Source organism: Thermostichus sp. OS-CIW-31, from assembly GCF_054060305.1.
The window spans coordinates 42,532-68,449 of the sequence record NZ_JBSSDA010000017.1; the positions used below are offsets into that span (position 1 = coordinate 42,532).

The following is a 25,918-nucleotide window of genomic DNA, read 5'->3' on the forward strand; positions in this document are numbered from 1 at the left end:
ACAAGAGGCCCTGCCGAGAGCGTTCCGGCCTGGGCCAGGAAGTTTCGACTGTTAAGTCACCATTAAACCATTATTTTCCCTGAGCCGTAACTGCAAGAACCAACCGTAGAGATCGCCAGTACGGTCACTGCAAGTTGGTTTGAAATAGCCCAAGTGTAAGGACTCCGTCCCGCTGGCGCGAAAGGACTCCGTCCCGCTGGCGCGAAAGGACTCCGTCCCGCTGGCGCGATCAGCACCGCCCCAGCCCCTCTCCCAGGGGAAGAGGGAAGTTCACCCCCATTGAGAACAACCCTGCTGTGTCGCTGGGGTCTCGGAGGGGTGGTGAACAACGTCCAATCGCGCCAGCGGGACGGAGTCCTTTCAGCCTCCGCTGGGGGCCGGGAAAGAGCCTGTTACCGCGCGGATCTTCTGTCGCCGCCCGGCTCGCTCGATCTCCAGCTCCAGGGTGCTGCCCACCTCAGTGCGCTCCACCTCCTGTTGCACCTGATCGGCTGTGGTTACGGCACGACCATTGATGGAGAGAATGACATCCCCAGACCGCAGCCCTGCCCGTTCCGCTGGGGATCCCTGGATGACTTCGCCAATCAGTACACCCTGATCCACCGTTATCAAAATGCGGCTATTGGGATCCTGGTTGAGGCGCTCCTTCAGCTCTGGAGTCAGCGTGAGCATGCGGATGCCCAGGTAGGGGTGATCCACCTTGCCGCGAGTGATCAACTGATTGGCCACCCGCTGGGCCGTCTCAATGGGGATGGCGAAGCCCAACCCTTGCGCTCCCTGGATGATGGCGGTGTTCACCCCTATCACCTCCCCTTGAGCGTTGAGCAGCGGGCCGCCGGAGTTGCCGGGGTTAATGGCCGCATCCGTTTGGATAAAAGATACCCGCTTGTCAGGCACCCGAATCTCCCCGCTGGAACGGCCCAAAGCGCTGATGATCCCAGCCGTAACGGTGTTATCCAAACCCAGGGGGTTGCCGATGGCAATGGCCCACTGGCCCGGCTCCAGGGTTTCCGAGCGCCCCAGCTTCACGGTCGGCAGGTTCTGGGCGTTGATCTTCACCACGGCGATGTCCGTAACCGGATCCGAACCGATTACCTGCCCATCAAAGCTGCGGGTATCCTTGAGCGTCACCGTTACCTTGTCGGATCCCTCGACCACATGGGCATTGGTGATGATCTGGCCGTCTGGGCTGATGATGAACCCAGAGCCGGTTCCCTGCTGTCGCCGCTGCCGAGGGATGGAAGGGATCGCTTGGCCAAAGAAATCCCGGAAAAAGGGATCGCTGAAAAACTCCTCCGGAAAAGGGGCAGGGGCGCGCACCGTCCGCTCAGCATCGATGCGAACCACCGCCGGCCCCACCTTTTGCGCCACATCGGCGATGAAATTCAGGTTCAGTTGGGGCGGGGTTGCCGTCGTCTGGGCAGATACCCCCTTGCCCCCCATCAGAGCTGCTCCCAGCCCAATGCCCAGCAGCACCAGCAGCACCGACGAGAGAAGAGACTTCCAAGTGGAGATGGCAAAAGGCTGGAAAGAGGATTGAGCAGGTTGGGCGGAAGCTTCTGACCCGGGAGAGGGCTGGCCCGGCATGGATGTGCTGCGCTTCATAGCTACAAGAAGAGGGTTGGGATGCTGCAAGACTTCGGCCCCACGCAGGGGGAGAAACCTAGGGCCTAATCTAACATGGACAGCAGGGATCCCAGAGTGGGCAACCCTAGCGTTTTTCCGTACTTCTATCTGGAGCGAAGAGCAGCGGAATCTGCTCACCTGAGGTAGCCCATTTCCATTCAGTTGGCTTTGATCAAGATAGGTAAAAGATAGGTAAGGCCCGAAAGGCTCCCGGTTTTGTCCGGTTTGCAGCTAGCGTAGGAATGATGAATGGGGGTAAGACCATGACCAACCCAGCCAGCCGCCTGTTGGCTCCTCTGCTTGGCGGATTGCTCTCAGCGCAGATGGCCGCCCCAGTTTTGGCCCAAATGGGGCCCTTGCCACCACCGCCTGCCGGTGAGGGATGGCGTCCTGTGAATCCTCGCCCCCTTCCCCCTGGCCCTCAACCCCTGCAACCTGGCCAGCCCTTTCAACTGCAAACCACGTTGCTATTGCGCTCTGGGGATCTGATCCAGGCGGTGCATCGCTCCCCAGAAACCCTCTTGATTGCCCCTGGGGAAACCCGCGCCGTCAGCCTTAGCTTGGATACCCCTCTGCGGGACATCTACGGCAACATGGTCGTCCCGGCGGGGGCTGTTTTGGAAGGCCAATTTCAGCCGGTGAGCGGCGGCACCCAGTTTGTTTCGCGGGCTTTGATTTTCAACGGCCAATCCTACCCCCTCTACGCTCAGAGCCAGGTTATCCCGCTGCGCAAGGATCCCCGCCACACTTCCGGGGAAGCGATTGTGCAAGATGCCTTGATTGGGGCAGCTGCGGGGGCCATCTTGGGAGGCTTGTTCGGCGACCGCGTGATCTCGACGGAGAAAGTGCTGGGTGGAGCGGCGGCAGGGGCTGTCATCGGCAATGTAACGGCGCCGGAAGTGGCGGTGATCGACGCCAATGCCAACTTGACGCTGACGGTCACCCAAGATTTTCAGCCCTACCTGCCCTAGCGAGCTTCTGAAAACAGCTCTGGCCAGGGATCCCTTTCTAGGGACTGGCCGTGAGCCGATCCAAAATCTCGTCGTGGGAGAGGCCCTTGCGCACCCATTCCTCGCAGTGGTGCAGCCGCTGAGCCGTGCCGATGAGGAAGCGGTTGAGGTCGGCCCCCAGGGATTCGCAGGTGGTCTGTACGCAGATGAGATCCCGCCCCGAAAGCAATGAGAAGAGGCTGGCCAGCATTCCCGCCTCTAGGTATCCGGCAGGCTCTTGCCGTGTAGAAGCTTCCTCCAGGTTGAAGCTGGCGCGAGCGGCCAGGGCAAACCCGGAATGGCGGATCCCGGCTTGAACCAAGCCGTGGTCAGCAGCGGAAAAGTCCAGCTCCAGGCGTCCCCAACCGTGGGTGGCCCAGAGGTCGCTGAGGGCATCCAGGAAGATCCCCATCGGCAATTCCTGCAGCGGCTGCTGGTAGTAGCCGGAAAGCTCGTCTTCAACACGGCGGAAAAATGCCTCTCCCCAATCGCGGCCACAGTTGTAGAGAATGACGCGGGTGGCTTGGCCAGTTTCATAGCGCAGGCCGGAGTAGAGAGCTTCCAGCAGGGGCATGGGAAAGGCCGCCAAGCGGTATCCTCCGCGGCTGTACAGCAGTCCGGTGTGGATGTCAGGGCGGATGTAGTAGGCAGGGCTAAAGCAGTGCCCAGGCAAGATCTGGTCTTGCAGAATCTCTTGCAGGGAGATCATGGCTATTCTCGCAGTCAGGTGGACAAGAGGGCGGGGATGGATAGATTGGGGAGCGGCTGGAATTTTTGGCGTGAGGGAATGAATGATTAAGGAGTGAGCTGTATAAGCTGTATACAGTAAATCGGGAGAAGGAGGTCGCTATCGGAGGGCGCAGGGAACTTTGGTGAATAGATTGAGGGCGAATGGACCTAGTTAACCAGCATGGATTTGGCCAAAAGCAGATAAGGACGGATCATCTCGCTCTCTTCTGCCCCAAAGATGTAGGTCAGGGAGTCGAGCATTAACTTGTAGGCAGGCTGGCATTGGTCGCGCATCTTGAACGATTTCAGGATCGTCTCCAGCCAGTAGAGCAATTTATCCCTCAGGTAGTCTTCGTCGTTGAGCAGCATGGCCATGCAGCAGTAGCGCCACACCATGCTCAGATCCCGGCGGCAGCGCTCCCAGGCCAGGTGACCATGCTGGCGGATTAAATTCGGCATCATCGGCTGAAACTTCTCCATCACCCGATCCAGCAGCTCTTGTTCTTTGGCCTGCAGAACCTGGTAAAGGCGGACCCGCTTCGGGATCCCTTCCACGTAGGCGTGTAGAGTTTTCAACTCGTCCGGGCGCAGATAGCGGCCTTCGCTTTGTTGCATCAGCTCGGCAACCCTTGAATTCATAGATAGAGCCTCCTTCAGTGGGCTTCACACAAACATTTCCGCCAAGGTGAGAGCCCTCTCCGGCGGAACTGTGGGCAGGTCAACCTCCATCTCAGAAGAAGAAGGGGAAGGAGATTGGGCCTGAGAAGTTGCGCAGACAGCTTGTAGCTCTTGCCAGTAGGGGGCAAGCAAACCCTGCTGATCCGCTGGCAGGGATCCCTGAACCACTGCCCGTAGCTGAGCGAGCGCTTGCGGCAACCCTAGGTACTGTTCCATCGCACCAAGAGTTACCTGCTGCACAGGGGTGGGATCCCCCAGCAACAGACTCAGGCCCAGGGAGCGCAAACAAAAGGCCAATTGACGAGCCAAGAGGCGCTGAGCCGGGGTTAGAGAAGGTTCTGCCCCCTCTCTGGCGGGATTGCTGCTGAGCAACGCTGTCGCGACGGGGGTTGGCCCCTGCTGTTGCCAAACCTTTTGGATCCAGGTCAGCTCTTGCTGTTGTAAGACTTGGTAGAGCTCCAGCCGTTCTTCAAAAGAGAGCGAGTAACGAATCAGGTCTTGCAGATCGTCGGGTGTTAGGTAACCCCCTTCTCGATCGGCAATGCGCTCCGGCCAAGAGTGAAGGTCATCCATGGGTGAAGTCTCCTTAAAAACAGAGGGCAAAACAAAACCGAGATCCCTGAACAAACCAGAGCTAGAGCAAAGCTCCGCCAAACAAAGCGGCAAAATCCTCAAGAGTAAAGGGATCCTCTGCCGGCAATTCCGGCAGCGGCTCTGAGCGTGGGCAGATGCCCGACCAATTGAAGCCGGCAAAAAACTGTCCCACCGATTGGGCAAAGAGCATGGGGGACTGCGGCGGCGGCTCTTGAGCAAAGGGAGCCTTGGCCGGGGGTCGGTTATCCCAGTTCAACCCCTGCAAAAAGACCGCCAGCGGCTGGGTTAAGTCCAGATCGGTGTCTAAGTTGAAGGTGACCATGGGCGTTTCTCCAAAGTGTCGAGGGATCCCAGAGAGCCTTCAAAAGCCACAAGCAAGCCTCACAACTGGTGCAAACGCTGCTCGATCTCGCGGGCGCTGGCCCCTTCGGTGATCCAAAAATTGGCGGCATCAATGCGTTCTTTCCCGCCCAACAGGAACTTGCAGTAGGTTTCCCCCATGGCGTAGCACTGGATCTCGATGCAGGCCAGCTCGCGGGAAGTCATAGCGGTGAAAAACCCGGCAAATAGCCCGGCATAGAGATGACAAACCGGCTTGCCCACATCCCCAAGGGTGCGAGCCACCATCGAGTCAAACAAGTTGATAAACAGGAAGCCTTTTTGTTTGGATTCGGTTTCCACCTCCCACTTGCCCCAGCCCTGAGCCGTAAAAGGCCACCACCAAGTCTCCAGCAAAAACAAAAGGTTGGACTGTTTTACGCCAATCCCATACTCCCGCTCGTACCACTCGGAGAAGTGCTTGGCATCGCGGATGCCCCAATCTCTGCCAATCGTGTACATCACCGCCGCCGAAGCATCTCCCACTTCCCGTTCCAGGCCTGTTTGCAAGCCCACAATAAAGTCTTCGCTGAGCAGGAGATTTTGTGTGTTGTTCCAGTCGATGATCGTGCCCTGATCTCGGTTGAAGCGGAAGAAATCGCGGTAACTGTAGTGGGCATGCTTGTCGCGGCCCACAGGCATGGTGACTGCAGGACGGGGATCCGGTCGAGATGTGGTGGCCATGGCGCTCTCCTGATAAAAAATGGATAATTCTAGATTGCAAAGCAACAGGATTTGGTGGGATTTGTAGGGATCAACTGGGCCAGACAATGCCAATGAGTCAACAAAATGAATGGCTAAGCATTCGATAAACTTGGTCAGCTATCTGAGGGATCCAACATTGTTCAACTCTTGTTTGATTGTTTATAAAACAACACCTGCCGAGCTCAAGGGATCCCTGAATATCGACAATCCATCAAACTTCCCGAGTTTGGGCCAGCGTATTGCCAATGATGCGGAAGTCCTCATTTTCTAGCTGCTTAACAGTAGAGCGAGTGATGATCTTGCCCTGCTCCACCAAAACCTTCCCCGTCCGTGGGTGCAGCAGGTCTTGTTCGGCCCGCCGACCGATGAGCACTTCGATATCCCTCAGCGAGTTCACGTACATCCCCGGCGGCAGCTCCACCACTACGCCATCGGAAACCACCCGCGCCTGACAGGCCAGCCGGGAATTGCTGCGGGCGCTGGTAATGGTCTCCAGAGTCTTGGCCTCGCGGGGGGTGATGGGAGTGAGACTATCCATCCCCTCTTTCACGTAAACATGACAGGTGGCACAGATGCCGCGACCACTACATTCCCGCGAGACATGCAGCTCCTCCGACAAAATAGCCGACAGAAGATTGCTGTAGGTATCGACCTCTGAGACGCGAGATAAAGGCTCTAGCCGGATTTGTTTAACCATAGATGGGATCCAAACGCTAAGGGCAGGCAAGAAACCCCGGCGGGCAAGATCTACTGTAAAAGCAACGCAAACAAATCACAACAATTAACTCCCTTCCCTGCAGTCCTTCTGCAGGTCTACGGCAACACCTGATTTCCCAGTCGATTAAAGTTAAATGTAGGTCACCTCAGATGATGAGTCCCGCACAAGCAACTCTGGGGAAGGCTATATTCTTTACTTTATTTTGGATTTGGATGAGGTCATCTTGGATGAAAATGTCATAATCCTTAACTACGGATAAACACGGAATTTTTTTATCGGCTAGAAAGTTACAAAGTGAAATCACGTAAATTGGAGAAAATGACAATCCTTTCGTAAATATTTATCGCAGATCTCCCCCGGTCGTTCTGTCGGCAAGGTAAATCTTAAGTAGAACCTTCACGGTCTTTTATTGGCAATTTTGTTACAGAAGGATGTGCTGAAGTTTGCCGTAAAAGCGTATCGAGCCATTTGCTATTCCCTTCATAATTTCTTTAAAGTAGTCCCCCATTTTGTCTGTAAATCGATCTTTTCTGTTTTTGTTGGCTTCGTCGATTGGGAGCTAGGGTTATGGAATCGCGCCAGCGCCGGCAGGATCCGCAAACGTTGCAAAACCTGTTGCGGGCTGCCTACCAACAGCTTTTGGAACGCCAGCCCTACCAGCACGAGAAAACAGGAGAGCTGGAGAAAATCGAGCAGGACTTCTTGCGGGGGCGGATCGGGATTAAGCGCTTGGTTCGCCAGATTGGGGGATCCCGGCTCTACCGGCAACTCTTTTTCAGTGCCGGCTGCAACACCCGCTGTGTAGAGCAGGGCTTCAAGCACTTTTTGGGACGGGCCCCGGCCAGCAAGGAGGAGGTGGCCGCCTACCACGACATTTTGGTGCACCAGGGCTTGCAGGCCATGGTCAATGCCTTTATCGACTCGGAGGAGTACCGCCACCAGTTCGGCAACGACCATCTGCCCCACCCCCGCCAACGGCTGAGCGGCCACCCACCTTTGGCCTACTTGCTGACAAACCAAATGCACCGGCGCCATGAGCTGGGGATGCAGGGATCCCCGCTTTTGCACAGTTTGGCGGCGATGGAAGTGGGGATCCCTTAGGCAGTGGGGCCGGGGAGGAAGTCGAGGGTATAGGCTTGGCGAACCTCCAGACCCGCTGCGCCGATCCCCAGGGCCACCATCTCCTGAAAGTAGGTTTGCCAGCGCTGGTGGGTCATGGCGCCGATCCCCAGCGTGGCGGCATCTCCACTGGTGAGAAGGCCGTAGTCTTTTAGGGCTTGGTGGGCGTAGGCCAGGAGGGCCTCGCTCATGTTGGGGTTGTCTTGGCGGATGAGGCGATTGCCGGGGCGGGGATCCTCTAGGTAGCTCTGCCAGCCCTGGATGGAGGCAGCTACAAATTTTCGCACCTGCTCCGGGTGCTGTTCGGCAAAGGGGCGGGTGGTCTCCAGGGTGGTGGCGTAGGGGGAATAGCCGTAGTCGGCCAGCAGAAAAACGACGGGATCAAAGCCCCCCTCCTGGCGCACGCGGAAGGGCTCGGAGGTCACATAGCCCTGCTGGGCAGAAGACTTGTCCAGCAAGAAGGGCGTGAGGCTGAGGTTGTAGGGGCGCTTCTGCTCGTCGGTAAAGCCAAATTTGGCCCGCAAAAAAGGCCAGTAGGTGAGGTTGGCCCCCGGTGACACCCAGATGGGCTTGCCCCGCAGGTCTTCCAGGCGCTCGATGCCCACCCCTGGATGGGCCAAGAGACACTGGGGATCCTTCTGGAAAAAGGCGGCCACGGTGAGAACAGGGATCCCAGCTTGCAGAGCCGCCAGAGCGTCGGGGCTGCCGCCGAGCACAAAATCTGCCGCTCCCCCGGCTAGCAGTTGCAGCACGTTAACCGCCGTTCCCCCCATGCGGATTTCCACCTGCAGACCGTAGTCGGCGTAGATGCCGGTGGCCAGGGCTTGGTAAAAGCCGCCGTGTTCGGCCTGGGCGTACCAGTTAGTGACCAGTCGCAAGGGCCGGGATCTGGCCGAAGAGGGGCGGGAGCCCGCTCCTACTGCTAGCAGAGCAGCTCCACTGGCCAAAAAACGCCGCCGCGGCCAAGGCTCTGGAGTTACACCGGACATAGGCAGGGATCCTCAGGCGGCCACGCTTTCAGTATCTCGCAAGTAGACCAGTTTTTCCTCAGGCTGGCCACCCCTTGGAAGAGGAGCTGTTGGGAGGCGTCTTCGATTTATATTTGCAAAGCAAGCGGGATCCCCTTCTTACAAGGGGCAAGATCGACATTCCAAGGGGTAGGGCATGGGCAAGGTGTATCTAGTGGGGGCAGGGCTGGGCGGGCGGGCGGGCCTGACGCAGGGAGCACTGGAGATCCTACGGCAGGCTGAGGCTATCTGGATCGACGAGCTGGTGGATGAGCGTTTGCTGGCGGAGTTACCCTCTCAGGCGCAGGTGTGGCGGCGCTCTGGGCCAGGAAGCCTCCAGGAGGGCATCCATTGGCTCATCCAGCGCTGCCGAGAAGGCAAACAGGTGGTTCACCTCAAGTCAGGGGATCCCTTGATCTTTGGCCGCGCTCGCGAGGAGATCCAAGCCCTTAGGGAGGCGGGCTGTCCCTTTGAGATTTGGCCGGGGTTGTCGTCGGCCCTGGCTGGCCCCCTCTGGGCAGGGATCCCCCTGACCGATAAGCACTTAAGCCGCGTTTTTGCCGTGCTGACTGCCCACGATCTAGAGGCCTTGCCCTGGAGCGCCCTGGCCCAGTTGGATACTTTGGTGATTTTGATGGGATCCCGGCAGCGACAGCACATTGGCGCACGGCTAGTGGAGTCTGGGATCCCGGCAGACCGACCGGTGGCCTTGATCTGGGGGGCGGGGCAAGCAGAGCAACAGGTGTGGGTAGGCACCTTGGCGGAGCTGCAGCAGGAGGCGGGTCAGGCGAAGTTGCCGGGTCTGCTGGTGGTCGGGGAGGTGATCCGGTTGCGGCAGGACTTTTTGCCGGGGATCCCACCCTTGCCGCCACCGGCTCCTTTGGCAGGCAAGACGGTGCTGGTTACCCGTTCTGAGGGGCAATCACCAGCTTTTTGTGAGTTGCTGCAGGCCCAGGGGGCGCGGGTGCTGGAGATGCCGACCCTGGTGATCCAGCCGCCCACGAGCTGGGATCCCTTGGATACAGCCATTGCCAACCTGGAACAATTCGACTGGCTGCTGCTGACCTCTGCCAATGGAGTGCAGGCTTTCTTTGAGCGGCTGCAGCGGCAGGGGCGAGATAGCCGAGCACTCCACTCCCTGCAAGTGGCGGTGGTGGGATCCAAGACCGCTTCCGTGCTCGCCCAGTACGGCATCCATCCCGATCTCATGCCCCAAGAGTTTGTGGCCGAGGCCCTGCTTCAAGTTTGGCCGGAGCCGATCTCAGGGCAGCGCATCCTCTTTCCCCGCGTTGAGTCAGGAGGGCGGGAGGAGCTGGTACAGGGGTTGCGGCAGCGAGGAGCAGAGGTGGTGGAGGTGGCCGCCTATCAGTCCGCCTGTCCAGCAGCAGCGGATCCCCAGGTCCTGGAAGCTCTTAAAGCCCACCAGGTGGACATCCTCACCTTTGCCAGCTCCAAGACAGTACAGCATTTTGCCCACTTGATCCAGCAGGCAGGGCTAGGCCCTGAGATCTGGGATCCACCCGTGCAGATTGCCGCCATTGGCCCCAAGACGGCCGCAACCTGCAAGGCTGCATTTGGTCGAGTGGACATCGCAGCCCAGGAGTATACTTTGGAAGGATTGGTGGAAGCCCTCATCCAAGCGACCAACCGTTCTACCTAGCCTTTTCAGGCCGTTCGCGGTAGCGGTGCAGAGTACCCAGGTGCTCCTCATAGTGAGCCCCCATCAGCCAAACGGAACTCTCCTGGCCCGGTATCCCAATAGATACACCCAGACACCATGTGGCAGACGGCCAAGCTCTACGAAGACATTCTTTACGAAAAAACGGATGGCATTGCCAAGATCACCATCAACCGTCCCCACAAGCGCAACGCCTTCCGCCCCAAGACCATTGCCGAGCTGATTGATGCGTTTGCCGATGTGCGAGAGGATCCCAGGATTGGAGTAGTGCTCTTAACAGGCGCCGGGCCCCATACCGATGGGAAGTACGCCTTCTGCGCCGGCGGGGATCAAAGCGTACGGGGCGAGGCCGGTTACCTGGATGAGGCCGGGATCCCTCGTCTCAATGTGCTGGATCTGCAGCGCATCATCCGCTCTTTGCCCAAGGTGGTGATTGCCCTAGTGGCAGGCTACGCCATTGGGGGTGGCCATGTTTTGCATCTCATCTGCGACCTGACCATTGCCGCCGATAATGCCATCTTTGGGCAAACCGGCCCTAGGGTGGGCAGCTTCGATGGGGGCTTTGGGGCCGCCTACCTGGCGCGAGTGGTGGGGCAAAAAAAAGCCCGCGAGATTTGGTTCCTCTGCCGCCAATACACCGCAGCCCAAGCCCTAGAGATGGGTCTGGTCAATGCCGTGGTGCCAGTGGAAGAGCTAGAAGCTGAAGGGATCCGCTGGGCGCAAGAAATTCTCCAGCACAGCCCCTTAGCCATCCGCTGCCTCAAAGCCGCCTTCAACGCCGACTGCGATGGGCAGGTGGGGCTGCAGGAGCTGGCCGGAGATGCGACGTTGCTGTTCTACATGACCGAAGAAGCTGCTGAGGGCAAACGCGCCTTTTTGGAAAAGCGCCCACCTAACTTTCGCCAGTTTCCCTGGCTGCCATAGTTTGTTTGTTTTCATTAAATTCCACTTCCCCGAAGGGAAGCGACCTGTAGGGCTGGGCTTTACCTCAAACTCAAGCAGCAGCACCACCTGACGGAAATACCGCTGTCGATATTCCGCCAGGAAATATGCAGCCCGAGGTCTGTCAAAATCAGCGGGTAGCTCCAGCGCTGCTATATCCAACGGTTGCCCCACCAGAGCGTACCCCAGAGATGCAAAGAGACCAGCCACCTCAGCAACCGATCGGATCCCTCGAATGTCTTCCACATCCAGTTGAGTAGCCATTGCCGCACTCCGGTGATCTGTGGCGGTAGTGTCGCGTATTTTGTGGGTTAAGCATGGAGGGCGGAATGGACCGAGAGGAGCTCAAGAGGTTGACCAAGGAGGAGATCAGCCGGCGCATCCGGGAAGGGGTCAAGGCCGTCATTGAGCAGGTGTTGGAAGAAGAGATGACCGAGCACCTGGCTGCGGGTTACCGTGAGCGCACCGAAAGCCGCCGCGGGGAGCGGAACGGCTACTACACCCGGGACCTCATCACGCCGGCGGGCAGGATCGCCCAGCTCCGGGTACCCCGGGACCGGGAGGGGACTTTCCTGACCGAGGGCTTTGAGCGGTACAAGCGGATGACCGGGGAGGTAGAAGAGGCGGTGCTGGAGATGTACCTGCAAGGGGTCTCCACCCGCAAGGTAGCGGCTATCACGGAGGGCCTGTCCCGGGTGCGCATCGGTAAGGACGCGGTCTCCAGGGTAGCCCAGCGCCTGGAGGAGGAACTCTCCGCCTGGCGCGGCCGGCCTTTGGAGCTGGCCTACCCCTACCTCTACCTGGACGCGGCCTACTTCAAGGTGAACTGGGGCGGGCGGGTGGTGGACCTGGCCCTTCTGGTGGCGGTGGGGGTGAACGCGGAGGGCTACCGGGAGGTGCTGGTGGTGGAGCCGGCGGGCGGGGAGCGGAAGGAGGCCTGGAGGAACCTCCTGAAGGGCCTGGTGGAGCGGGGGCTTCGGGGGGTGAGGCTGGTCATTTCCGACGACCACCCTTCCATCCGCCAAGCGGTGATGGCGGAGCTTCCTGGGGCCAGCTGGCAGCGGTGCGTGGTGCACTTTATGCGGAACGTTTTAGCTCATGTGCCGCAGTCGGAGCGGGGCGTGGTGGCCGAGGAGCTCCAGGAGGTGTTTGTGGCGCGGCGGCGGGGCACGGCGGAATCTCTGGCCCGGGGGTTCGTTGAGCGCTACCGGGACCGGTTTAAGCGGGCGGTGGAGGTGTTTACCCAGGGTCTGGGGGAGGCCCTGACCTACCTGGACTTTCCCAGCGGCCACCAGAGGCACATTAAGAGCACGAATGTGCTGGAGCGGCTTATCCGTGAGGTGAAGCGGCGGACCAGGGTGGTTGGGGTCTTCCCCGGCGAGGGGAGCCTGGTGAATCTGGCCACGGTGGTGATGCTGAGGGCCACGGAGGACTGGGCTTTCCGGCGTTACCTGGACATGGGCCCGCTTTGGGCCGTGGAAGAAAAACCCACAAAAATCGCGACTTGACATGCCGGTGCCTGGGGGGAACAATGGAGGAGCTCTTCTCTTCCTGCCGGGCTTCCCGGAGGGGCTGGTGCGCTTCAGCTACAACACCAACCGGGGGAAGCGCCCGTGGGCTCTCCTCGGGGGCACGGAAGGGCCCTACGCCCTGAACCTGGAGGTAAACTGTGACCTTGTTTTCAAGGACCCCGAAGGGCGGGTCTACGCCTACGGGAGCAGCACGGATGGCCGCGGCCTGGTGGTCCGCCTGCGCTAGCCTGGCCCTGGCGCAGGACCTCCTCCAGGAGCCGGCCTCTCCCGGGGGAGCCCCGGGGCTTCCCCTTTCCCTCCTGGCCCTGGGCTACCTCCTCCTCTTCCTCTTCGCCCGCACGTACCTTATCGCCTGCCCCTCCCGGGCCCTGGCCCGGGCCCAGCTGGAGGGGCTTTGGGCCGAGCACGTGGAGGGGTGGGAAGAGGGTCAGGAGGACGACCAGAAGAAGCGGGACGCCCGGGAGGACACCAAGGAGTGCCTGCAAAAGGCTCGGGATCTTCTGGAAGGGCGGGGCTTCTGGGACCAGATTGGGGCACTTCTTTCCCTCCTCCTCTGGAACGGCGAGCGGGAGATGGAGGCCTGGGCCCTGATGCACCGGGCCGAGCGGCGGGCGGCGGCCCTGAGGAGTGATGAGGAGGTGAGGGCCCGCCTGGTGCGGGGCCTGGGGGAGCTCGGGGTGTTCTCGGAGGAGGAAAGGGCGCTTTGGCAGAAACAGCTTCCTGGTCGAGGCTGAGGTAGCAATCCTGTTGGGACACATAGAGTGTTCTACCCATGAGGCCACTCCCAGAAGCCTAAAATTGAAGCTGAGGTGGGAACAAAACGGGGTCTTCTTCAAGTTAAAAGTCAGGCCCAAAAATGCTGTAAGGGAAGATGCGAATGGCGAAAAAGCAGAGCAGGGTTTCTGGTGTGGGATCCGTTCGTGACGGTGCGCTCCTGATGAAAGATCTGCAAACCCTGAGACACTACGGCATCCTTGGGGATCTGGTGTATCGGTGGGGCTACTATCTCGGCTCTAGCACCATGACCGAAGTGGAGTCCAACGCCGCCCTCAGCGAGGGGATCCCAAAGCCCAAGAGGTCTTTCAGGCCCAAAAGCCGCGGTTCGGTTGACGCAGACGAGACAGAGCAAATCAGGGCACTGAAGGTCTCACTCTGGCAAACGAGCAAAGCTGACCCCTCGGTAGTAGTAGGCCAAAATTTGGCGGTAAGTCCAGCCTCGGCGGGCCAATTCTTGGGCGCCCCACTGGCTCATGCCAATGCCATGCCCAAACTTGGGATAGGGGCTGACATCCGGTAAGCTCATCAAATAAGGGATCCCACTCACCCCGACGGTTTGGCCGCCGCTGCTGGCGCTGTACATGGCATTGACAAACTGACCCCCATACACCATGACCACACCACGGGTGGCTTGTGTTGCTTCCAGGGCGGCTGCCGACCGCTGGAAAAGCCCTCGGTACACCTGGGAGCGAGTATCGCTAAACACATCAAACCAACCTCGGGAATTGCGATGGTAAAGAACGTAGCTGCGGGCTGCCACCGCTTGCGCCTTCAGGGCTTCTGGGAAGAACCGGGATCCCATTTCTGCATCCACCACACTGGCCACATAGTCTTCTAGATCCACGTAGTTGATGGCCATCACCATGTTGTAGCCAGTCAAGAGCACCTTGCCGGAGTACCAGCGGCCATTCACTGCCACCAGGCCACCCTCCTGAGGTTCGATGAACAGCACCGGGTCAACCACCCCATGCAGACGCACCCCTTGAGGGCTGGGCTGAGCCAAAAACCCTTGCATAGGGGGCAGATCTGCCAGCACCTCTCCCCGACCGTTGATCAGTTGGGCAGGGAGAGAAACGCCTACCACCAGAGGGGCAGTGGTATCGGCCAATTGCACTCGCACTGTCACCCCCCAGACGGCTTCCACCCATCCCCAGAAGGCACTGACCACCAGGGATCCCATCAGGGCCAGCCAATGCCGCGCTTCCATAGCCCGTGCCCAGAGTTGCTTTTTGTACACCAACTCCAACTTAGGATAGGGCGAGTTTCCAGAAATGGGCCGGTTTGTCTGTAGAAACTGCAGAGGGCTTGAGTCTCAATTCAGGTGTGGATCAGGTGTGGAGCAGGGGGGATCTGATAGAGATATGAGACTATCTATGAACGGGATCCCGTCTCCGGGGGAGCGGGCTGACCCGGTGGCTCCAGGAGGTCGGGTTGCGGCTGTCCTCCAGACAACCCGAAAGGCTATCCGGCCCCAGGCCCAAGGCAAAGCGCAGCGAGTCCCCCGGTCGTCCATTGGAGAAGAAGAGAAAAGAACCCAAGGAAGCCAAGGAAAGAAGAGCCGCATAGCCAAACATGGCTCGATAGCCGGATCCCGCTGCTAAGGTGCCCAAAAGGGGCCCCGCCAGGCCAATGCCCAAATCAAACCCGCACATCACCAAGCTAAACAGGCGACCCCGCTCCGCCGGCTCCGAGCGATCGGCCACGAGGGCAGAAATGAGAGGGATCAAAGTACCAAAACCGCAACCCACCACGATCCCAGCAGCCAGAAAAGCGCCGGTGCTGTTGGCAACAATCAGGATCCCCATTGCCAAGGCATAGGTGGCCAAGCTGAGGGAGATAAATGGCCCCCGCCCATAGCGATCGGAAGCGCGACCGGTGAGCAGGCGCACTCCAAAGCTGGCAAAGGCCACTGCCGTATAAAAAAGACCTGGATTCAGGGGAGCTCCGGCTTCTTGGATTAACAAGGCCACAAAGGTGGTCTGGGTGCCGAAGGCCAACCCCACCAAAAACATCACCCAAGCGAGGGAGCGCACCTTTGGGCTGCCCAGAAAGCTCCAGAAGGCCCCATCCATCGGCAGGGATCCCCAATGCTCACGCCGCTGTTCTCGAACCAGTTGGGTACAAAGAAAGCCCACCAACCCCAGCAGAGCAGAGAAGAGAAACGAAGGGCCATAGCCGGCAAACTCCTGCAAAAAGCCGCCCAAAGCAGGGCCAATAGCCGCACCAATCGGATTGACCAAACTCATGTAGCCCAGGATCTCACCCCGTTTTTCTTCTGGGGCAAAATCCACCACCAAAGTCACATAGGCCGTGGCAAAAGCGGCGATGCTAACCCCATGAAAGGCTCGCACCAGCGCTACCCATGGGATCCAATCGGAGAGCCAGTATCCTATGGGGGCCATCCCCACCACCCCCATGCCGATAAGCAGCACGATCTGCCGGCTGTGGCCATCCGCCAGGCGACCCAACGCAGGGCGAAAGGCCAGCAACCCAATCGAAAAGGCCCCCATTACCCAGCCCACTTGCTGGCTGGTGCCACCAGCATCTCTGACGTAGAGAGGCAACGTGGGCAGCAGCGAGGATAAACTGGCCCAAAAGAGCAGCCCAGCCACAAACAAAATGCCCAAGTTGCGCCGCTGTGCCGGCTGCAGCTGCCCGAATACCCTCACGCCAACTCCTTATGCAAAATGGAACTCAAAGCGTTCTCCCAGAACCGCGCCCTAGGATAAGCCCACCTTCGCTGGATCCCTCAGTCCAAAATATTTAGGTGCTAACCTTTCTGATTGTAACCGTATGGTCTGGGGCTGGGAACCGGCCCTGCTCGCCTTTGCAGGCGCCTCCAGTCTGGGATAACAGCTAACCTCAAGTTACCTAGAGATGCGCTTTTTGGACTCCGACCCATGCCTGAACGATCGGATCCCCTCACTCGCAGCTTGATTGCCCTGATCCGGGGTTACCAGGTGGGTATTTCTCCTTGGCTGCCGCCTGCTTGTCGCTACTACCCCACCTGCTCCCAGTACACCTTGGAAGCGGTGCGGCGCTACGGTGCCCTACGTGGGGGTTGGCTGGGGATCCGTCGCCTCTGTCGCTGTCATCCCTGGCATCCAGGGGGCTACGATCCGGTTCCCGATTTGCCGGGATCCGCGCCGACCCAGAAACCATTCCGCTAGCCGGACTCAGGAGACATTTAGGTCGATTGTGGGTAGCAGGCCACAACCTCGATTTCTACTCGGGCATTGAGGGGCAGGCGAGCCACCTGCACGCAAGAGCGGGCCGGAGCCGGATCGGTGGCAAAAAACTCTCGATAAACCTCGTTCATGGCCGCAAAGTCCTCCATATCGGCCAGGAAAACCGTTGTCTTCACCACATTGGCGAGAGTGGTGCCCCCCGCTTCCAGCACTGCCTGCACGTTCAGCAACGCCTGCCGAGTTTGAGAAACAATGTCCTCCCCCACCAGTTTGCCGGTTTTGGGATCCAGGCCCACCTGTCCGGCGGTGAACAGAAACGGCCCCAGAGCAGTAATGCCCTGGCTGTAAGGGCCGACAGGAGCGGGGGCAGCCTCAGTTTGCATAGCACAAGGGCCTGGCCCGATTTGGCCCTGCTGGTGGCCGATCTCTGGCTTGGCCGGCTTCGTCTGCTCCATAGAGGTTTGCCCAACTCTGTCGCTACGCTACCACAGGTGGATTGCCGAAGAGCGGGGCTGAGAATGCCAAGATGAATTTCAAGATGAATTTGTTGATAGGGAGAGGGATCCATGCCTTTGATCAAGCTGCAAACATCTGTGCAACCAGAAATCGCCGCAGTAGAGGAACTGCTTAAGGTGCTGTCTGCTGCTCTATCTGAACAGTTGGGCAAGTCGGAAGCCTACGTGATGACTGCCTTTGAAGGTGGGATCCCGATGACCTTTGCCGGCAGTGGGGATCCCTGTTGTTACCTAGAAATCAAGAGTATCGGGCAATTTTCCGCCCAACAAACCCGAGCCATGAGCGAGTTTTTTTGCGGCACCATCGAGGCCCGATTGGGGATCCCCAAGAAGAGGATTTACATTGAGTTCAGCGAGGCCAAAGGCTATCTTTGGGGATGGAACGGCACGACTTTCGGGTAAAGATACTTCCCCCACTCCAAGAGCTGTCTACTCTGGCTTGCCCTAGCTCGCCTCACAAGAACTTTGTAGGAGTTTAGCCAATGGAAGAGCTACCTCAACTCAACACAAATCCCCAAAAGCAGCGGATTTTGCTTAAGCTTGCTATCGGCTTGGGCTTGGCCATTTTTATCTTTTGGGCAGCCCATCGATTGGGATTTTTTGGAGTTATTCAAGACTGGCTCGCCGAAGCTCTGGCTTGGATTGAAAGCTTGGGGTTGCTGGGGCCAATCCTCTTCATTGCCATTTACATTGTAGCGACGGTGCTGCTTCTACCAGCCTCGGTGCTGACCTTGGGGGCAGGGGCCGTGTTCGGGTTGCTGGCCGGAACTGTGTACGTGCTGATCGGGGCAACCATTGGAGCCAACTTGGCTTTTTTAATCGGGCGCTACTTGGCGCGGGAACAGGTGGCGAAATGGATTGAGGGAAACGCCAAGTTTGCGGCCATCGATCGAGCGTTGGGACGTGAGGGATGGAAAATAGTCGGCCTGATTCGGCTGTCGCCTGCGTTTCCCTTCAATGTGCTCAACTACGCCCTGGGGCTGACCCAAATTTCTTTTCTGGATAACTTGCTGGGCACCGCTGGAATCGTGCCGGGCACTTTTATGTATGTGTACATCGGCTCATTGGCGGGATCCCTGGCCGACATGGAAGGCGCGGAGTTGGATCCTCAGGCTCAAACCGCCCAATGGGTCGTTCGCCTCGTGGGGCTCATCGCCACCATAGCCGCTACCGTCTACGTCACTCGCATTGCCCGCAAAGCCCTACAAGAAGCGGTGGAGCCTGCCTAGGGAATTGCATTTTAAACAAGAATGAAATCTGTTGCATTGCTTCCCAACTCCTCTCTCTCTGGGAGAAGGACTGGAGGTGGTCGCGGAAGCGGCGCGGAGCGTTTGGGCAGCAGTAGGAGTGTCTCAATCCAGTTTGAAATGACTATAAGTTGGCTCGGCGAGCTAGTGTGTAGAAAGCACCGGGTTGAGAACGCTCACCGTTGGGCAGAGGCTTAGCCGACAGCTTGACAGAGGGTTTCCTGCCTGATACATTTACGCTGAACACTGCTGAACATCACTGTTCAACTATGCAGCGATAGCATTCTGTTTGTTTCCAACCAGAATGGCGGTATCCCGCAAAGCTTTGAGTAGAATACCCAAAGCGCAGTTTCCGTGTCGTCTTACTACCAATTTTCTGCTTTGCTTTGGCTACCATGTTGGCAGACTCGAAAGTAAACAGAAAGATCAACTGGTAGTAATCCGTACTGAACATATTATACATTATTTTCAGTATAGTTGAGCTTATTATTGACTAGAGTCATGCTCTCTCGGTCTTGTTCGGCCAGCTCCTGGATGGCCTGTTGGTACACCTGGGCAGGTGTGGATCCCTGGTTGACTTGCTTCAGCCAGCGTTGGGCCTCATTGCCCTGGTGGAGCAGAGTTTGCAAGGGAGCTAGAAAACAGCCCAAGCCTTGAGGTTGGCCAATACGCCAAGCTTCGGTCAGCAGCTCTTCGATCCACTCTTGGGCCGCCCGTTCCCGGCCTGTCCGCCAATCGACCAAATGAGATTGCAGCGATTCTCGAGCAGCAGCCTGCTCGTTGGCTTCGCAAAGGCTCTCCAGCTCTGTTGGGGTAAAGGGCCCCCGCAAGGGATCCAGCGCTTCCGGCTGGGCCAGCAACTGCCAGAGACGGGCTTCCACCAAGGCGGTAATCGCCAGAACCATTACCGGATCCCCCACCAGATCGCAAATGCGCAGCTCCACGCGGTTGAGGTGGTAGGGCCGATCCGGGCCGTTGGGCCGTACCGAAGCCCACAGGTGGCGCACATTCTGCATGGTGCCCAAGGCTAGCTGCTCCTGGATCCAGGCAATGTAGTGGGCGTGATCCCGGAAGAAGGGCACCTGAGCCGGCGTTTTGGGGAACACCTGCCAACGGCTGGAGTGGGATCCCGTCACCCGTCCGTCCAGAAAAGGAGAGGAAGCGCTCAGAGCTAGGTAGAGAGATGCTTCCGCTCGCAGCAGGCGACAGGCCCGGAAGATGGCCTCGGTACCTGGCAGGCCAACATTGATGTGAATGCTAGCAGTTACCACCCGCGTGCCATAGGTGCGCTCGATGTAGTCGTGGTAGGGGTTGCCGGGATCCGACCGCTCGAAGTGATCGCTGCCGCCCAAAGCTAGCGTACTCCCCGGCAGAAGGGTGTAAGGGCCAAGACGGCGCAAAAATTGCCGCAACTGCAGGCGAGGTCGCAGCAGAGCGCAGAGCAGGTCTTCGTAGCGGCGGAGAGGGGGGGTGATGTACTCCACATTGCGCCGATCCGGCTCCCGCACAAACCCCGGCAAAGCTTGGCAAATGCGATCCGATAGACCCACCACTTCCCCGGCGGCGGTGCCGGTGTACATTTCCACCTCAAAGCCCTTGGTTAACAGCACAGGCCAGCCTCCAGCCGCAGCCTCACCAGTCTAACCTTTCTCTTCTCCCCTCATTGTCCTGGGGTTTGGCAGGGAATTGGCCGGTGGTGGGGAAGTTTCTCGACCTGTTCTAGAGCCGTTTTATAATATTTACACTCTCACTCTTAGAGGGTGTCAATTGAACCAAGCGGTATCTCAAAAGTCCTAGACTTTGGCAAGGAATCCACAGGGCCTTAGGGTGGAGATCAAAAAGGAACCACGACCTCTGGCAGGTGAACCTTGCCGATGATTACCAAGATGATTACCAAGAAGAAATCGAAGTGACATCTCCGTCTTTAAAGATTCAGCGATGAGCTTTCCTCTCAGTCATCTGTTGCAGCGAGGTCGGCAGCATCTTGCCCCTTTTTTAGGGCAAATCTTGTTGCCCAGCTTGGCCTTGACGGTGCTGCAGATCTTCATGATCCCGTTCTGGAGTGAGGAGAGCGACTATGCTTCTGCCTTCACAGCCCTGAGTCAGCGGGATAGCTATTGGTATCTCAGCATTGTGCGGCGAGGGTACCAGTTTGTGGGCTTTGACAAGATTGCCTACGAGCAGAGCAACGTAGCTTTTTTCCCCGGCTATCCCCTGGCAGTGGCCGCAATCAGTCACCTTGTGGGAGTTGACCCTGAACTGGGGCTCTACCTCACCGCCCAGCTCTTTTGCTGGCTGATGTGGGTTTACCTTTTCCTGCTTTACCGCAGGTGGCAAATTCCCCCCCTCTGGCAAATTTTGGCCAGTTTGCTCATCTTCTTTTATCCCACCAGCTTTTACCTGGTCGTGGGCTACAGCGAATCTTTGTTTATGGCCAGCCTACTGGGTTTTCTCTACTGGTCAATTCACGGGGGCCGTCCCCTGCTGATGCTCCTGGCTGGGATCCACGGCTTGGTGATGAGTGCTACTCGGATTGTCGGCTTGCCGGTGGCGCTGCTCCCTTTTTTGAATCTCCTGAAAGCGGGGGAGAGAACCCAAGCCCGCCGTTGGTTTTGGACGAGTATGGCAGCGAGCTTGGCTCTGTTGGGTGGCCTGGGCTTTTTTCTCTACTGTCAGCTCCGCTTCGGACGCTGGGATCTCTACCTGGAAATGCAGCGTTACTTTACCGGCGTGAAAGCCAATTATCAAGCTATTTTCCAAGCTCGCACATATGTCCTTTCCGCCGAACGCTGGCAAAGCTTACTCTCTCTTTCTGCACCGATGAAAGACCCTGGGCTGTGGGCTGACGCTCTTAGCCAACTGTTTGTGTCTGCCACCCTGGGATCCCTGCTTGTTACAGGTTTAATGGATGCGGCAGGAGTTATGGCAGGTAGAAGCCAGTGTTGGCGGGAGCGGCTGGGATTTCATCTGGCTGCTTGGGCCATGTTTTACATTGCCCTGACGGGTACGAGCCCCTTGGGCCAGCGAAGCATGAGCCGCTATTGTCTGCCGGTTCACATCCTGCAGGTGTTGGCGTTGGTGCATTGGGCCAAACACACCGATTTCAGCTTCATCCCCCAGCGGATGCGGCCCTATCTTGGTGTCGCCTTGAAGCTGGGATATGGGCTGCTGGCTTTGATCTTCCTCGCCCTCAACCAAATCCTCACCTGGCGCTACGTCCACCATCTCTGGGTGGCTTGACTCCGCTTTCCTGAAGATAGGATGTGAGGGATCCCAACTTCTCACCGGCTGAGAGCTGTGGCCTTCTCTTCTCCCCGCAAGTCTCCCCGTCAAAACTCAGCCCTGCGTGTCGCTCAGACCCTTGAGCCCGCCAAAATTTACCCCTGCCCGTGCTGCCATCAAGGTCAGTTGCGCCTGATCACCCTAACCGAAGCCTTTGGGTGTAGCCGTTGCCAGCATATTTTTGCCATTACCCCCGACCGCCTGTACATCGAGCAACTGGCCGTTTCTTATCCCTATCGCAAAATGTGGTTCTGGAACGGCTACCAATGGGTGTTGCGGCGGGAAAGTACCCTACAGGGATCCGCGCTCTTGGGCCTCACCCTCAGCTTGGGCATTGTCTTGGCGGTTGGGTTCATCGGCGCAGTGCTCTTCCCAAACCAAACCCAGTTGCTCAGTTGGTTCATGATTCTCGGCTTGTTGTTGACGCTGTTGGTGGTAACGGCGATCCTGATGCTGCGGCGGCCCTGAGACTTACGAGATCTGATCCGGCAACCGGTTTCTAGAGTCGGCAGCCCTGACACTTGTGGATCCAACCATTTCTTGTTAGCAGTGGTCTGGAGAACGCAGCGGGTCTGTCTCTAATGGGCTAGGCGGGAGAAGTTCAAGTGACAGATTTCGGTTCAGACTTTGACTTAGGTACCACTCTGCGACAGGTACGCCGCTTACTACCGCAGATGCAGCGGTTGAGCAGCCAAACCAAGCGCCAGGCCCTGCTGGCTCTCTCGCGGTGTTTGTTGGAGCGCTCCGATCTGCTCCTGGAAGCCAATACCCTCGACCTGGAAAGTTGCCGCGAGCAAACCGTACCGGAGTGGATCCTCAACGGCCTGAAGCTCACCCCCGAGCGTCTACAGCGATCCGCCCAGTTGCTGACTCTCCTGGCCCAGCAGCCGGATCCCATTGGCAAGCTGGAGAAAGGGCACCGCCAGGAGAATGGCCTGTTTATTGGCCGCTACCGCGTCCCGTTGGGGTTGATTGCTCTGGTCTACGAAATCTACCCCGAGTTTGCCTTAAATGGCATTGGCATGTGCCTAAAAACAGGAAATGGCGTGATTTTGGCCAGCAGCGGTCCCATCCAGAAAACTCACCAGGCTATGGTCAACCTCTTGGCAGAGACGGCTTATGAGCACGGGATCCCGGAAGGAGCCATTCAAACCTTGCCCGCCCAAGACCGAACCGCAGATCCCCAAGTAGATTCCCCACTATTGCCGTTGTTACAGCAAACCCGCTACCTAGACCTGGTGATTCCCTGCGGTCGCCCCGGCTGGGTGGAGTTCCTGTTGCAGGCCAGCAAAGTGCCGACTCTGGCTACCCATTTGGGCTACGGCCACATCTATCTGGATCGCACCGCCCCTTGGCCTTTGGTCAAGTCGGTTTTGTTGGATCCCCTGGCCCAGTACGGCTCAGAAGGGATCCCTATCTATCAGCCTCTCACCCTTTGGCTGCTGATCCACACCGATTGGGCCACCAACCATCTGACCGCCTTGATTGAGGACTTGCTGGGTCACGGGATCGATATCCAGGCAGCCACCTCCATTCTGGAACAGTTCCCGCAGCTCCAGCCGCTTGGGCAAGGCTTTGACTCGACGGAACGACCTCATCTGCGCCTGCAGCCCATTGCCGACCTGACGGAGGCGATCGCCTGGATCAACAAAAATGGTTGCCGTCAATCGGAGACGATCCTCACCGATAGCCAATCGGCGGCCCAGCGCTTTCTCCAGGAAGTAGATGCCGCCCTGATCCACATCAACACTTCCCCCCTCTCGGCAGGCCGGGGAGCTGGGATCCCCACGTTGGGAGCGTTTCGCGACCTGTCTTTGGGCATTTCTACCCAGCGGCTGCACGTGCGCGGGCCCATCGACGTGGAAGCCCTGACAACGGTGAAGGTGGTGGCTCAGGGCGATCTGTAGAGCCGGGCAGCAACCCAACTGATGCGCCAAGGTTGGCCGGTCTGCCCAAGATCCAAGAGCTGGGATGAGGCTGGAGAATGAGAATGTAGATCGCCATCAGCTCACCATCCAACTGAGCCCAAAGGGAGGACTTTTTTGGGGATCGACCTTCGCAGTTACGTGTTTTTGGATCGGCTGCAACCCCAGTATGCTGCTTATCTGGGCACAGTAGCCTACGGCTTTTTGCCCCTGCCTGGGGACACTTCTTTGTGGGTCGAGATTTCCCCCGGCATCGAGATCAACCGCGTTATGGATATTGCCCTGAAGGCCACCTCGGTGAGGCCGGGGCTGCAGGTGGTGGAACGCCTCTACGGCCTTCTGGAAGTACACTCCAGCAACCAAGGGGATACCCGCACCGCCGGACGGGCGATTCTGGCTGCCTTAGGGGTGAGTGAACAGGAGCGCCTCAAGCCCCGCATCATCTCCAGCCAGATCATCCGCAACATCGATCCCCACCAAACCCAGTTGATTAACCGTTCCCGCCGTGGCCAAATGCTCCTGGCTGGCCAAACCCTCTACATCCTGGAGGTGCAACCGGCAGGCTATGCCCCCCTGGCTGCCAACGAGGCAGAAAAATCTGCCCAGATCAACATCCTAGAAGTGATGCCTTTCGGTAGCTTTGGCCGCGTGTACTTGGGAGGGGAAGAGCGAGATATTCTGGCCGCCTGCCGCGCTGCCGAAGCCGTTTTGGCGGGGGTTTCCGGTCGGGAGCCCCTCTTGTTGCCTGAGGAGGTGTAGCCAATGGCAGACTCCGATCCCAAGCCAAGATCGCCCCTGTCGCAACGCCGGGATCCCTCTTCAGCAGAGCAGGTGAGGCTGTTGACGGAGCTGGCCGCTCCCTACCGCAGCTTGCGGCGCTTCATCTACTTGGCGGTGGGGTTCTCGGCTACCATCGGGGCGTTTGTGTTTTTCTTTCGAGCCCTGGCGGGACGGGACTTGAACACCACCTTGCCCAGCTTGGCCTTACAGTTGGGGATCCTGGCCGGCGCCATCGGCCTAAACAGGCTGGAAAACCGCTCTCACCAGAAGGTGATCAGACAGGTCAAACAACGCTTGGGCATGCAGCAAGACTCCCAGGAGCCCCAACGGTCGGCGGACAGTTAGCCCGCCCATTCCCCGCAGCCCCTTTCTCAATCCAGATCAAAGTCATCATCATCCGCGTCAGCACTGCGCAGATAGCGGCGCTGAGTTTGGCGAGCGGGATCCCCTTGTGACCACTTTTGGACAATTTGGACACCCAGAAAGGTCAGAAAGGCCCCCAAAGCCACAAACGTGAGAAGTGGGATCGCCAGGATCACCACTGCGCCCAGGACATAGATAGCCACCTTGGGCAGAGACGGATCCACCCCCCAGCGGCGGCTGCGCACCCAATCGGTGAGCTGCTGATCCCAGCGGCGTAGGCGAGGGACGTTTTCCTCGAAGATCTCCAGCAAAATTGGCCCCAGACGACGCAGATTGCCCTGAGTTTGCCTTCGCCAATCTTGCACCGAACGCCCCATGTTCAGGATCCCTTGTCCTGTGATCTTCAGGCCGATCCTAGCCCAACCCCAGCAACCTTCCCATCAGCTCAGAGGACGACCCCACCGGATGTAAATTTGTTTGAACATTTGGATCGGAGATTTTGGAGGCTTCCCAGGACTACTGTACACTGAGGGCACTTGCGCAGCGATGCTGCTGCCCTGCGGATTCGGTAAACCTCTTTTTAACGTTTCAACCTGCTCGACTGGAGAACGCTAATGGCTCACTCGGTCAAGATCTACGACACCTGCATCGGCTGCACTCAGTGTGTGCGGGCTTGTCCCACCGACGTGTTGGAGATGGTGCCCTGGAAGGGGAACAACAAGGCTGGCATGATCGCTGCCGCTCCCCGCACCGAAGACTGCGTTGGCTGCAAACGCTGTGAAACCGCTTGTCCCACCGATTTTCTGAGCATCCGAGTCTACCTTGGCCCCGAAACCACCCGCAGCATGGGCTTAGCCTACTGATGGGGGCACCTGGCCGCAACCCCACTCTCAACTGCCCACAGAGCACAGGTATTCCAGAGTACCAGAAAAGCAGTTTACTTCCCAACCCAGTTCCAGCCTTTCCCTCTTCCGGGGAGAGGCTGTGGCGTATGGCAGGTCTTAAGCTGTTTGGTAAACTACCCGACACCCGCGCTATGCGCAGGGTGCGAGCTTTATCCCAATCCCTAGCGGCCCCAGAGGACAGCTAAGTTTCCGAATTTCAGGCGAGTTTACAGTCGCCCCAAGGAGAGAGATTACTTGAGCA

Annotated in this window: 28 protein-coding genes and 1 pseudogene; 15 read left to right on the plus strand and 14 right to left on the minus strand. The window is 58.4% G+C overall.

Annotated elements, in window-relative coordinates; all coding sequences use genetic code 11:
• Window positions 1-360: 360 nt before the first annotated feature.
• Window positions 361-1,605, minus strand: a complete 1,245-nt coding sequence (locus tag ACVWY9_RS10535; protein ID WP_457388309.1) for an HhoA/HhoB/HtrA family serine endopeptidase — start codon at window positions 1,603-1,605, stop codon at window positions 361-363.
• A 284-nt stretch (window positions 1,606-1,889) separates the two neighbouring features.
• Between ACVWY9_RS10535 and ACVWY9_RS10540 the strand changes: the two genes are divergently transcribed.
• On the plus strand, window positions 1,890-2,597 hold the full coding sequence (locus tag ACVWY9_RS10540) for a hypothetical protein (RefSeq protein ID WP_011432227.1): 708 nt from the start codon (window positions 1,890-1,892) through the stop codon (window positions 2,595-2,597).
• A gap of 37 nt (window positions 2,598-2,634) precedes the next feature.
• Here the strand turns inward: ACVWY9_RS10540 and ACVWY9_RS10545 are convergent, their stop codons facing one another.
• The 6 genes from ACVWY9_RS10545 to ACVWY9_RS10570 all read right to left on the minus strand — a co-directional run bounded on the left by ACVWY9_RS10545 (window position 2,635) and on the right by ACVWY9_RS10570 (window position 6,396).
• Window positions 2,635-3,324, minus strand: a complete 690-nt coding sequence (locus tag ACVWY9_RS10545; RefSeq protein ID WP_414424583.1) for a V4R domain-containing protein — start codon at window positions 3,322-3,324, stop codon at window positions 2,635-2,637.
• Window positions 3,325-3,512: 188 nt separating this feature from the next.
• Window positions 3,513-3,983, minus strand: a complete 471-nt coding sequence (locus ACVWY9_RS10550) for a globin family protein (RefSeq protein ID WP_414344046.1) — start codon at window positions 3,981-3,983, stop codon at window positions 3,513-3,515.
• Window positions 3,984-4,007: 24 nt separating this feature from the next.
• The gene (locus tag ACVWY9_RS10555; RefSeq protein ID WP_457388310.1) at window positions 4,008-4,595 is read right to left on the minus strand and encodes a hypothetical protein; all 588 of its coding nucleotides are present in this window, start codon (window positions 4,593-4,595) and stop codon (window positions 4,008-4,010) included.
• 61 nt (window positions 4,596-4,656) lie between these two features.
• Window positions 4,657-4,938 carry a hypothetical protein gene (locus ACVWY9_RS10560; RefSeq protein WP_414331880.1) on the minus strand — a complete coding sequence of 94 codons (282 nt, stop codon included), beginning with the start codon at window positions 4,936-4,938 and terminating at the stop codon, window positions 4,657-4,659.
• Window positions 4,939-4,997: 59 nt separating this feature from the next.
• On the minus strand, window positions 4,998-5,678 hold the full coding sequence (locus ACVWY9_RS10565; RefSeq protein WP_457388311.1) for a V4R domain-containing protein: 681 nt from the start codon (window positions 5,676-5,678) through the stop codon (window positions 4,998-5,000).
• A 232-nt stretch (window positions 5,679-5,910) separates the two neighbouring features.
• Entirely contained in the window at window positions 5,911-6,396 is a 486-nt protein-coding gene (locus ACVWY9_RS10570) for a 2Fe-2S iron-sulfur cluster-binding protein (RefSeq protein ID WP_457388312.1), read from the minus strand.
• Between the two features lie 588 nt (window positions 6,397-6,984).
• Here ACVWY9_RS10570 and ACVWY9_RS10575 point away from each other — a divergent pair.
• Window positions 6,985-7,518, plus strand: coding sequence for a phycobilisome rod-core linker polypeptide (locus ACVWY9_RS10575; RefSeq protein ID WP_011432219.1), 534 nt, complete (start codon window positions 6,985-6,987; stop codon window positions 7,516-7,518).
• Here the strand turns inward: ACVWY9_RS10575 and ACVWY9_RS10580 are convergent.
• On the minus strand, window positions 7,515-8,525 hold the full coding sequence (locus ACVWY9_RS10580; protein WP_414344061.1) for an ABC transporter substrate-binding protein: 1,011 nt from the start codon (window positions 8,523-8,525) through the stop codon (window positions 7,515-7,517). The genes ACVWY9_RS10575 and ACVWY9_RS10580 overlap by 4 nt on opposite strands.
• A 175-nt stretch (window positions 8,526-8,700) precedes the next feature.
• On the opposite strand from ACVWY9_RS10580, the gene cobA reads away from it, so the two are divergent.
• The 4 genes from cobA (at window position 8,701) to ACVWY9_RS10600 (ending at window position 13,429) form a co-directional block, all read left to right on the plus strand.
• Window positions 8,701-10,203: a uroporphyrinogen-III C-methyltransferase gene (cobA, locus tag ACVWY9_RS10585; RefSeq protein WP_457388313.1), complete on the plus strand. Its 1,503-nt coding sequence runs from the start codon at window positions 8,701-8,703 to the stop codon at window positions 10,201-10,203.
• 117 nt (window positions 10,204-10,320) lie between these two features.
• On the plus strand, window positions 10,321-11,145 hold the full coding sequence (gene menB / locus ACVWY9_RS10590; protein ID WP_011432215.1) for a 1,4-dihydroxy-2-naphthoyl-CoA synthase: 825 nt from the start codon (window positions 10,321-10,323) through the stop codon (window positions 11,143-11,145).
• A 347-nt stretch (window positions 11,146-11,492) separates the two neighbouring features.
• Window positions 11,493-12,671, plus strand: coding sequence for an IS256 family transposase (locus ACVWY9_RS10595; protein ID WP_457388314.1), 1,179 nt, complete (start codon window positions 11,493-11,495; stop codon window positions 12,669-12,671).
• Window positions 12,672-12,889: 218 nt separating this feature from the next.
• A complete protein-coding gene (locus ACVWY9_RS10600) occupies window positions 12,890-13,429 on the plus strand; it encodes a hypothetical protein (RefSeq protein WP_457388315.1) in 540 nt (179 codons plus the stop codon).
• A gap of 413 nt (window positions 13,430-13,842) precedes the next feature.
• Here ACVWY9_RS10600 and ACVWY9_RS10605 read toward each other — a convergent pair whose 3' ends face one another.
• Both ACVWY9_RS10605 and ACVWY9_RS10610 read right to left on the minus strand, forming a co-directional pair.
• Window positions 13,843-14,709 (minus strand): SpoIID/LytB domain-containing protein, encoded by an 867-nt coding sequence (locus ACVWY9_RS10605; protein ID WP_457385365.1) that lies wholly within the window; start codon window positions 14,707-14,709, stop codon window positions 13,843-13,845.
• A 130-nt stretch (window positions 14,710-14,839) separates the two neighbouring features.
• On the minus strand, window positions 14,840-16,141 hold the full coding sequence (locus ACVWY9_RS10610; RefSeq protein ID WP_457388316.1) for an MFS transporter: 1,302 nt from the start codon (window positions 16,139-16,141) through the stop codon (window positions 14,840-14,842).
• A gap of 231 nt (window positions 16,142-16,372) precedes the next feature.
• Here ACVWY9_RS10610 and yidD point away from each other — a divergent pair, with 231 nt between their 5' ends.
• A complete protein-coding gene (yidD, locus tag ACVWY9_RS10615; RefSeq protein ID WP_011432210.1) occupies window positions 16,373-16,642 on the plus strand; it encodes a membrane protein insertion efficiency factor YidD in 270 nt (89 codons plus the stop codon).
• Between the two features lie 17 nt (window positions 16,643-16,659).
• Here the strand turns inward: yidD and ACVWY9_RS10620 are convergent, their stop codons facing one another.
• On the minus strand, window positions 16,660-17,043 hold the full coding sequence (locus ACVWY9_RS10620) for a RidA family protein (RefSeq protein ID WP_457388324.1): 384 nt from the start codon (window positions 17,041-17,043) through the stop codon (window positions 16,660-16,662).
• Window positions 17,044-17,226: 183 nt separating this feature from the next.
• Between ACVWY9_RS10620 and ACVWY9_RS10625 the strand changes: the two genes are divergently transcribed.
• Both ACVWY9_RS10625 and ACVWY9_RS10630 read left to right on the plus strand, forming a co-directional pair.
• Window positions 17,227-17,577 (plus strand): phenylpyruvate tautomerase MIF-related protein, encoded by a 351-nt coding sequence (locus ACVWY9_RS10625; RefSeq protein WP_457388317.1) that lies wholly within the window; start codon window positions 17,227-17,229, stop codon window positions 17,575-17,577.
• A gap of 80 nt (window positions 17,578-17,657) precedes the next feature.
• A complete protein-coding gene (locus ACVWY9_RS10630) occupies window positions 17,658-18,404 on the plus strand; it encodes a TVP38/TMEM64 family protein (RefSeq protein ID WP_457388318.1) in 747 nt (248 codons plus the stop codon).
• A 285-nt stretch (window positions 18,405-18,689) separates the two neighbouring features.
• On the opposite strand, the pseudogene ACVWY9_RS10635 reads toward ACVWY9_RS10630, so the two are convergent.
• A pseudogene (locus ACVWY9_RS10635) lies at window positions 18,690-18,873 on the minus strand (hypothetical protein); the annotation flags it as partial.
• Window positions 18,874-18,877: 4 nt separating this feature from the next.
• Entirely contained in the window at window positions 18,878-20,032 is a 1,155-nt protein-coding gene (gene gshA, locus ACVWY9_RS10640) for a glutamate--cysteine ligase (RefSeq protein ID WP_414416860.1), read from the minus strand.
• Between the two features lie 328 nt (window positions 20,033-20,360).
• On the opposite strand from gshA, the gene ACVWY9_RS10645 reads away from it, so the two are divergent.
• The 5 genes from ACVWY9_RS10645 (at window position 20,361) to ACVWY9_RS10665 (ending at window position 24,754) form a co-directional block, all read left to right on the plus strand.
• Window positions 20,361-21,662, plus strand: a complete 1,302-nt coding sequence (locus ACVWY9_RS10645; protein WP_457388319.1) for a hypothetical protein — start codon at window positions 20,361-20,363, stop codon at window positions 21,660-21,662.
• Window positions 21,663-21,719: 57 nt separating this feature from the next.
• Entirely contained in the window at window positions 21,720-22,172 is a 453-nt protein-coding gene (locus ACVWY9_RS10650) for a hypothetical protein (RefSeq protein ID WP_457388320.1), read from the plus strand.
• A 137-nt stretch (window positions 22,173-22,309) separates the two neighbouring features.
• Window positions 22,310-23,611: a gamma-glutamyl phosphate reductase gene (locus ACVWY9_RS10655; protein ID WP_457388321.1), complete on the plus strand. Its 1,302-nt coding sequence runs from the start codon at window positions 22,310-22,312 to the stop codon at window positions 23,609-23,611.
• Window positions 23,612-23,746: 135 nt separating this feature from the next.
• Window positions 23,747-24,388 (plus strand): hypothetical protein, encoded by a 642-nt coding sequence (locus ACVWY9_RS10660; protein ID WP_011432202.1) that lies wholly within the window; start codon window positions 23,747-23,749, stop codon window positions 24,386-24,388.
• A 3-nt stretch (window positions 24,389-24,391) separates the two neighbouring features.
• Complete coding sequence (locus ACVWY9_RS10665; protein WP_011432201.1) at window positions 24,392-24,754, plus strand: DUF3493 domain-containing protein; 363 nt, start codon at window positions 24,392-24,394, stop codon at window positions 24,752-24,754.
• A gap of 26 nt (window positions 24,755-24,780) precedes the next feature.
• Here ACVWY9_RS10665 and ACVWY9_RS10670 read toward each other — a convergent pair whose 3' ends face one another.
• Window positions 24,781-25,149 carry a hypothetical protein gene (locus tag ACVWY9_RS10670; RefSeq protein WP_457388322.1) on the minus strand — a complete coding sequence of 123 codons (369 nt, stop codon included), beginning with the start codon at window positions 25,147-25,149 and terminating at the stop codon, window positions 24,781-24,783.
• Window positions 25,150-25,386: 237 nt separating this feature from the next.
• Here ACVWY9_RS10670 and psaC point away from each other — a divergent pair, with 237 nt between their 5' ends.
• Complete coding sequence (gene psaC / locus ACVWY9_RS10675; protein WP_011432199.1) at window positions 25,387-25,635, plus strand: photosystem I iron-sulfur center protein PsaC; 249 nt, start codon at window positions 25,387-25,389, stop codon at window positions 25,633-25,635.
• Window positions 25,636-25,918: the final 283 nt, after the last annotated feature.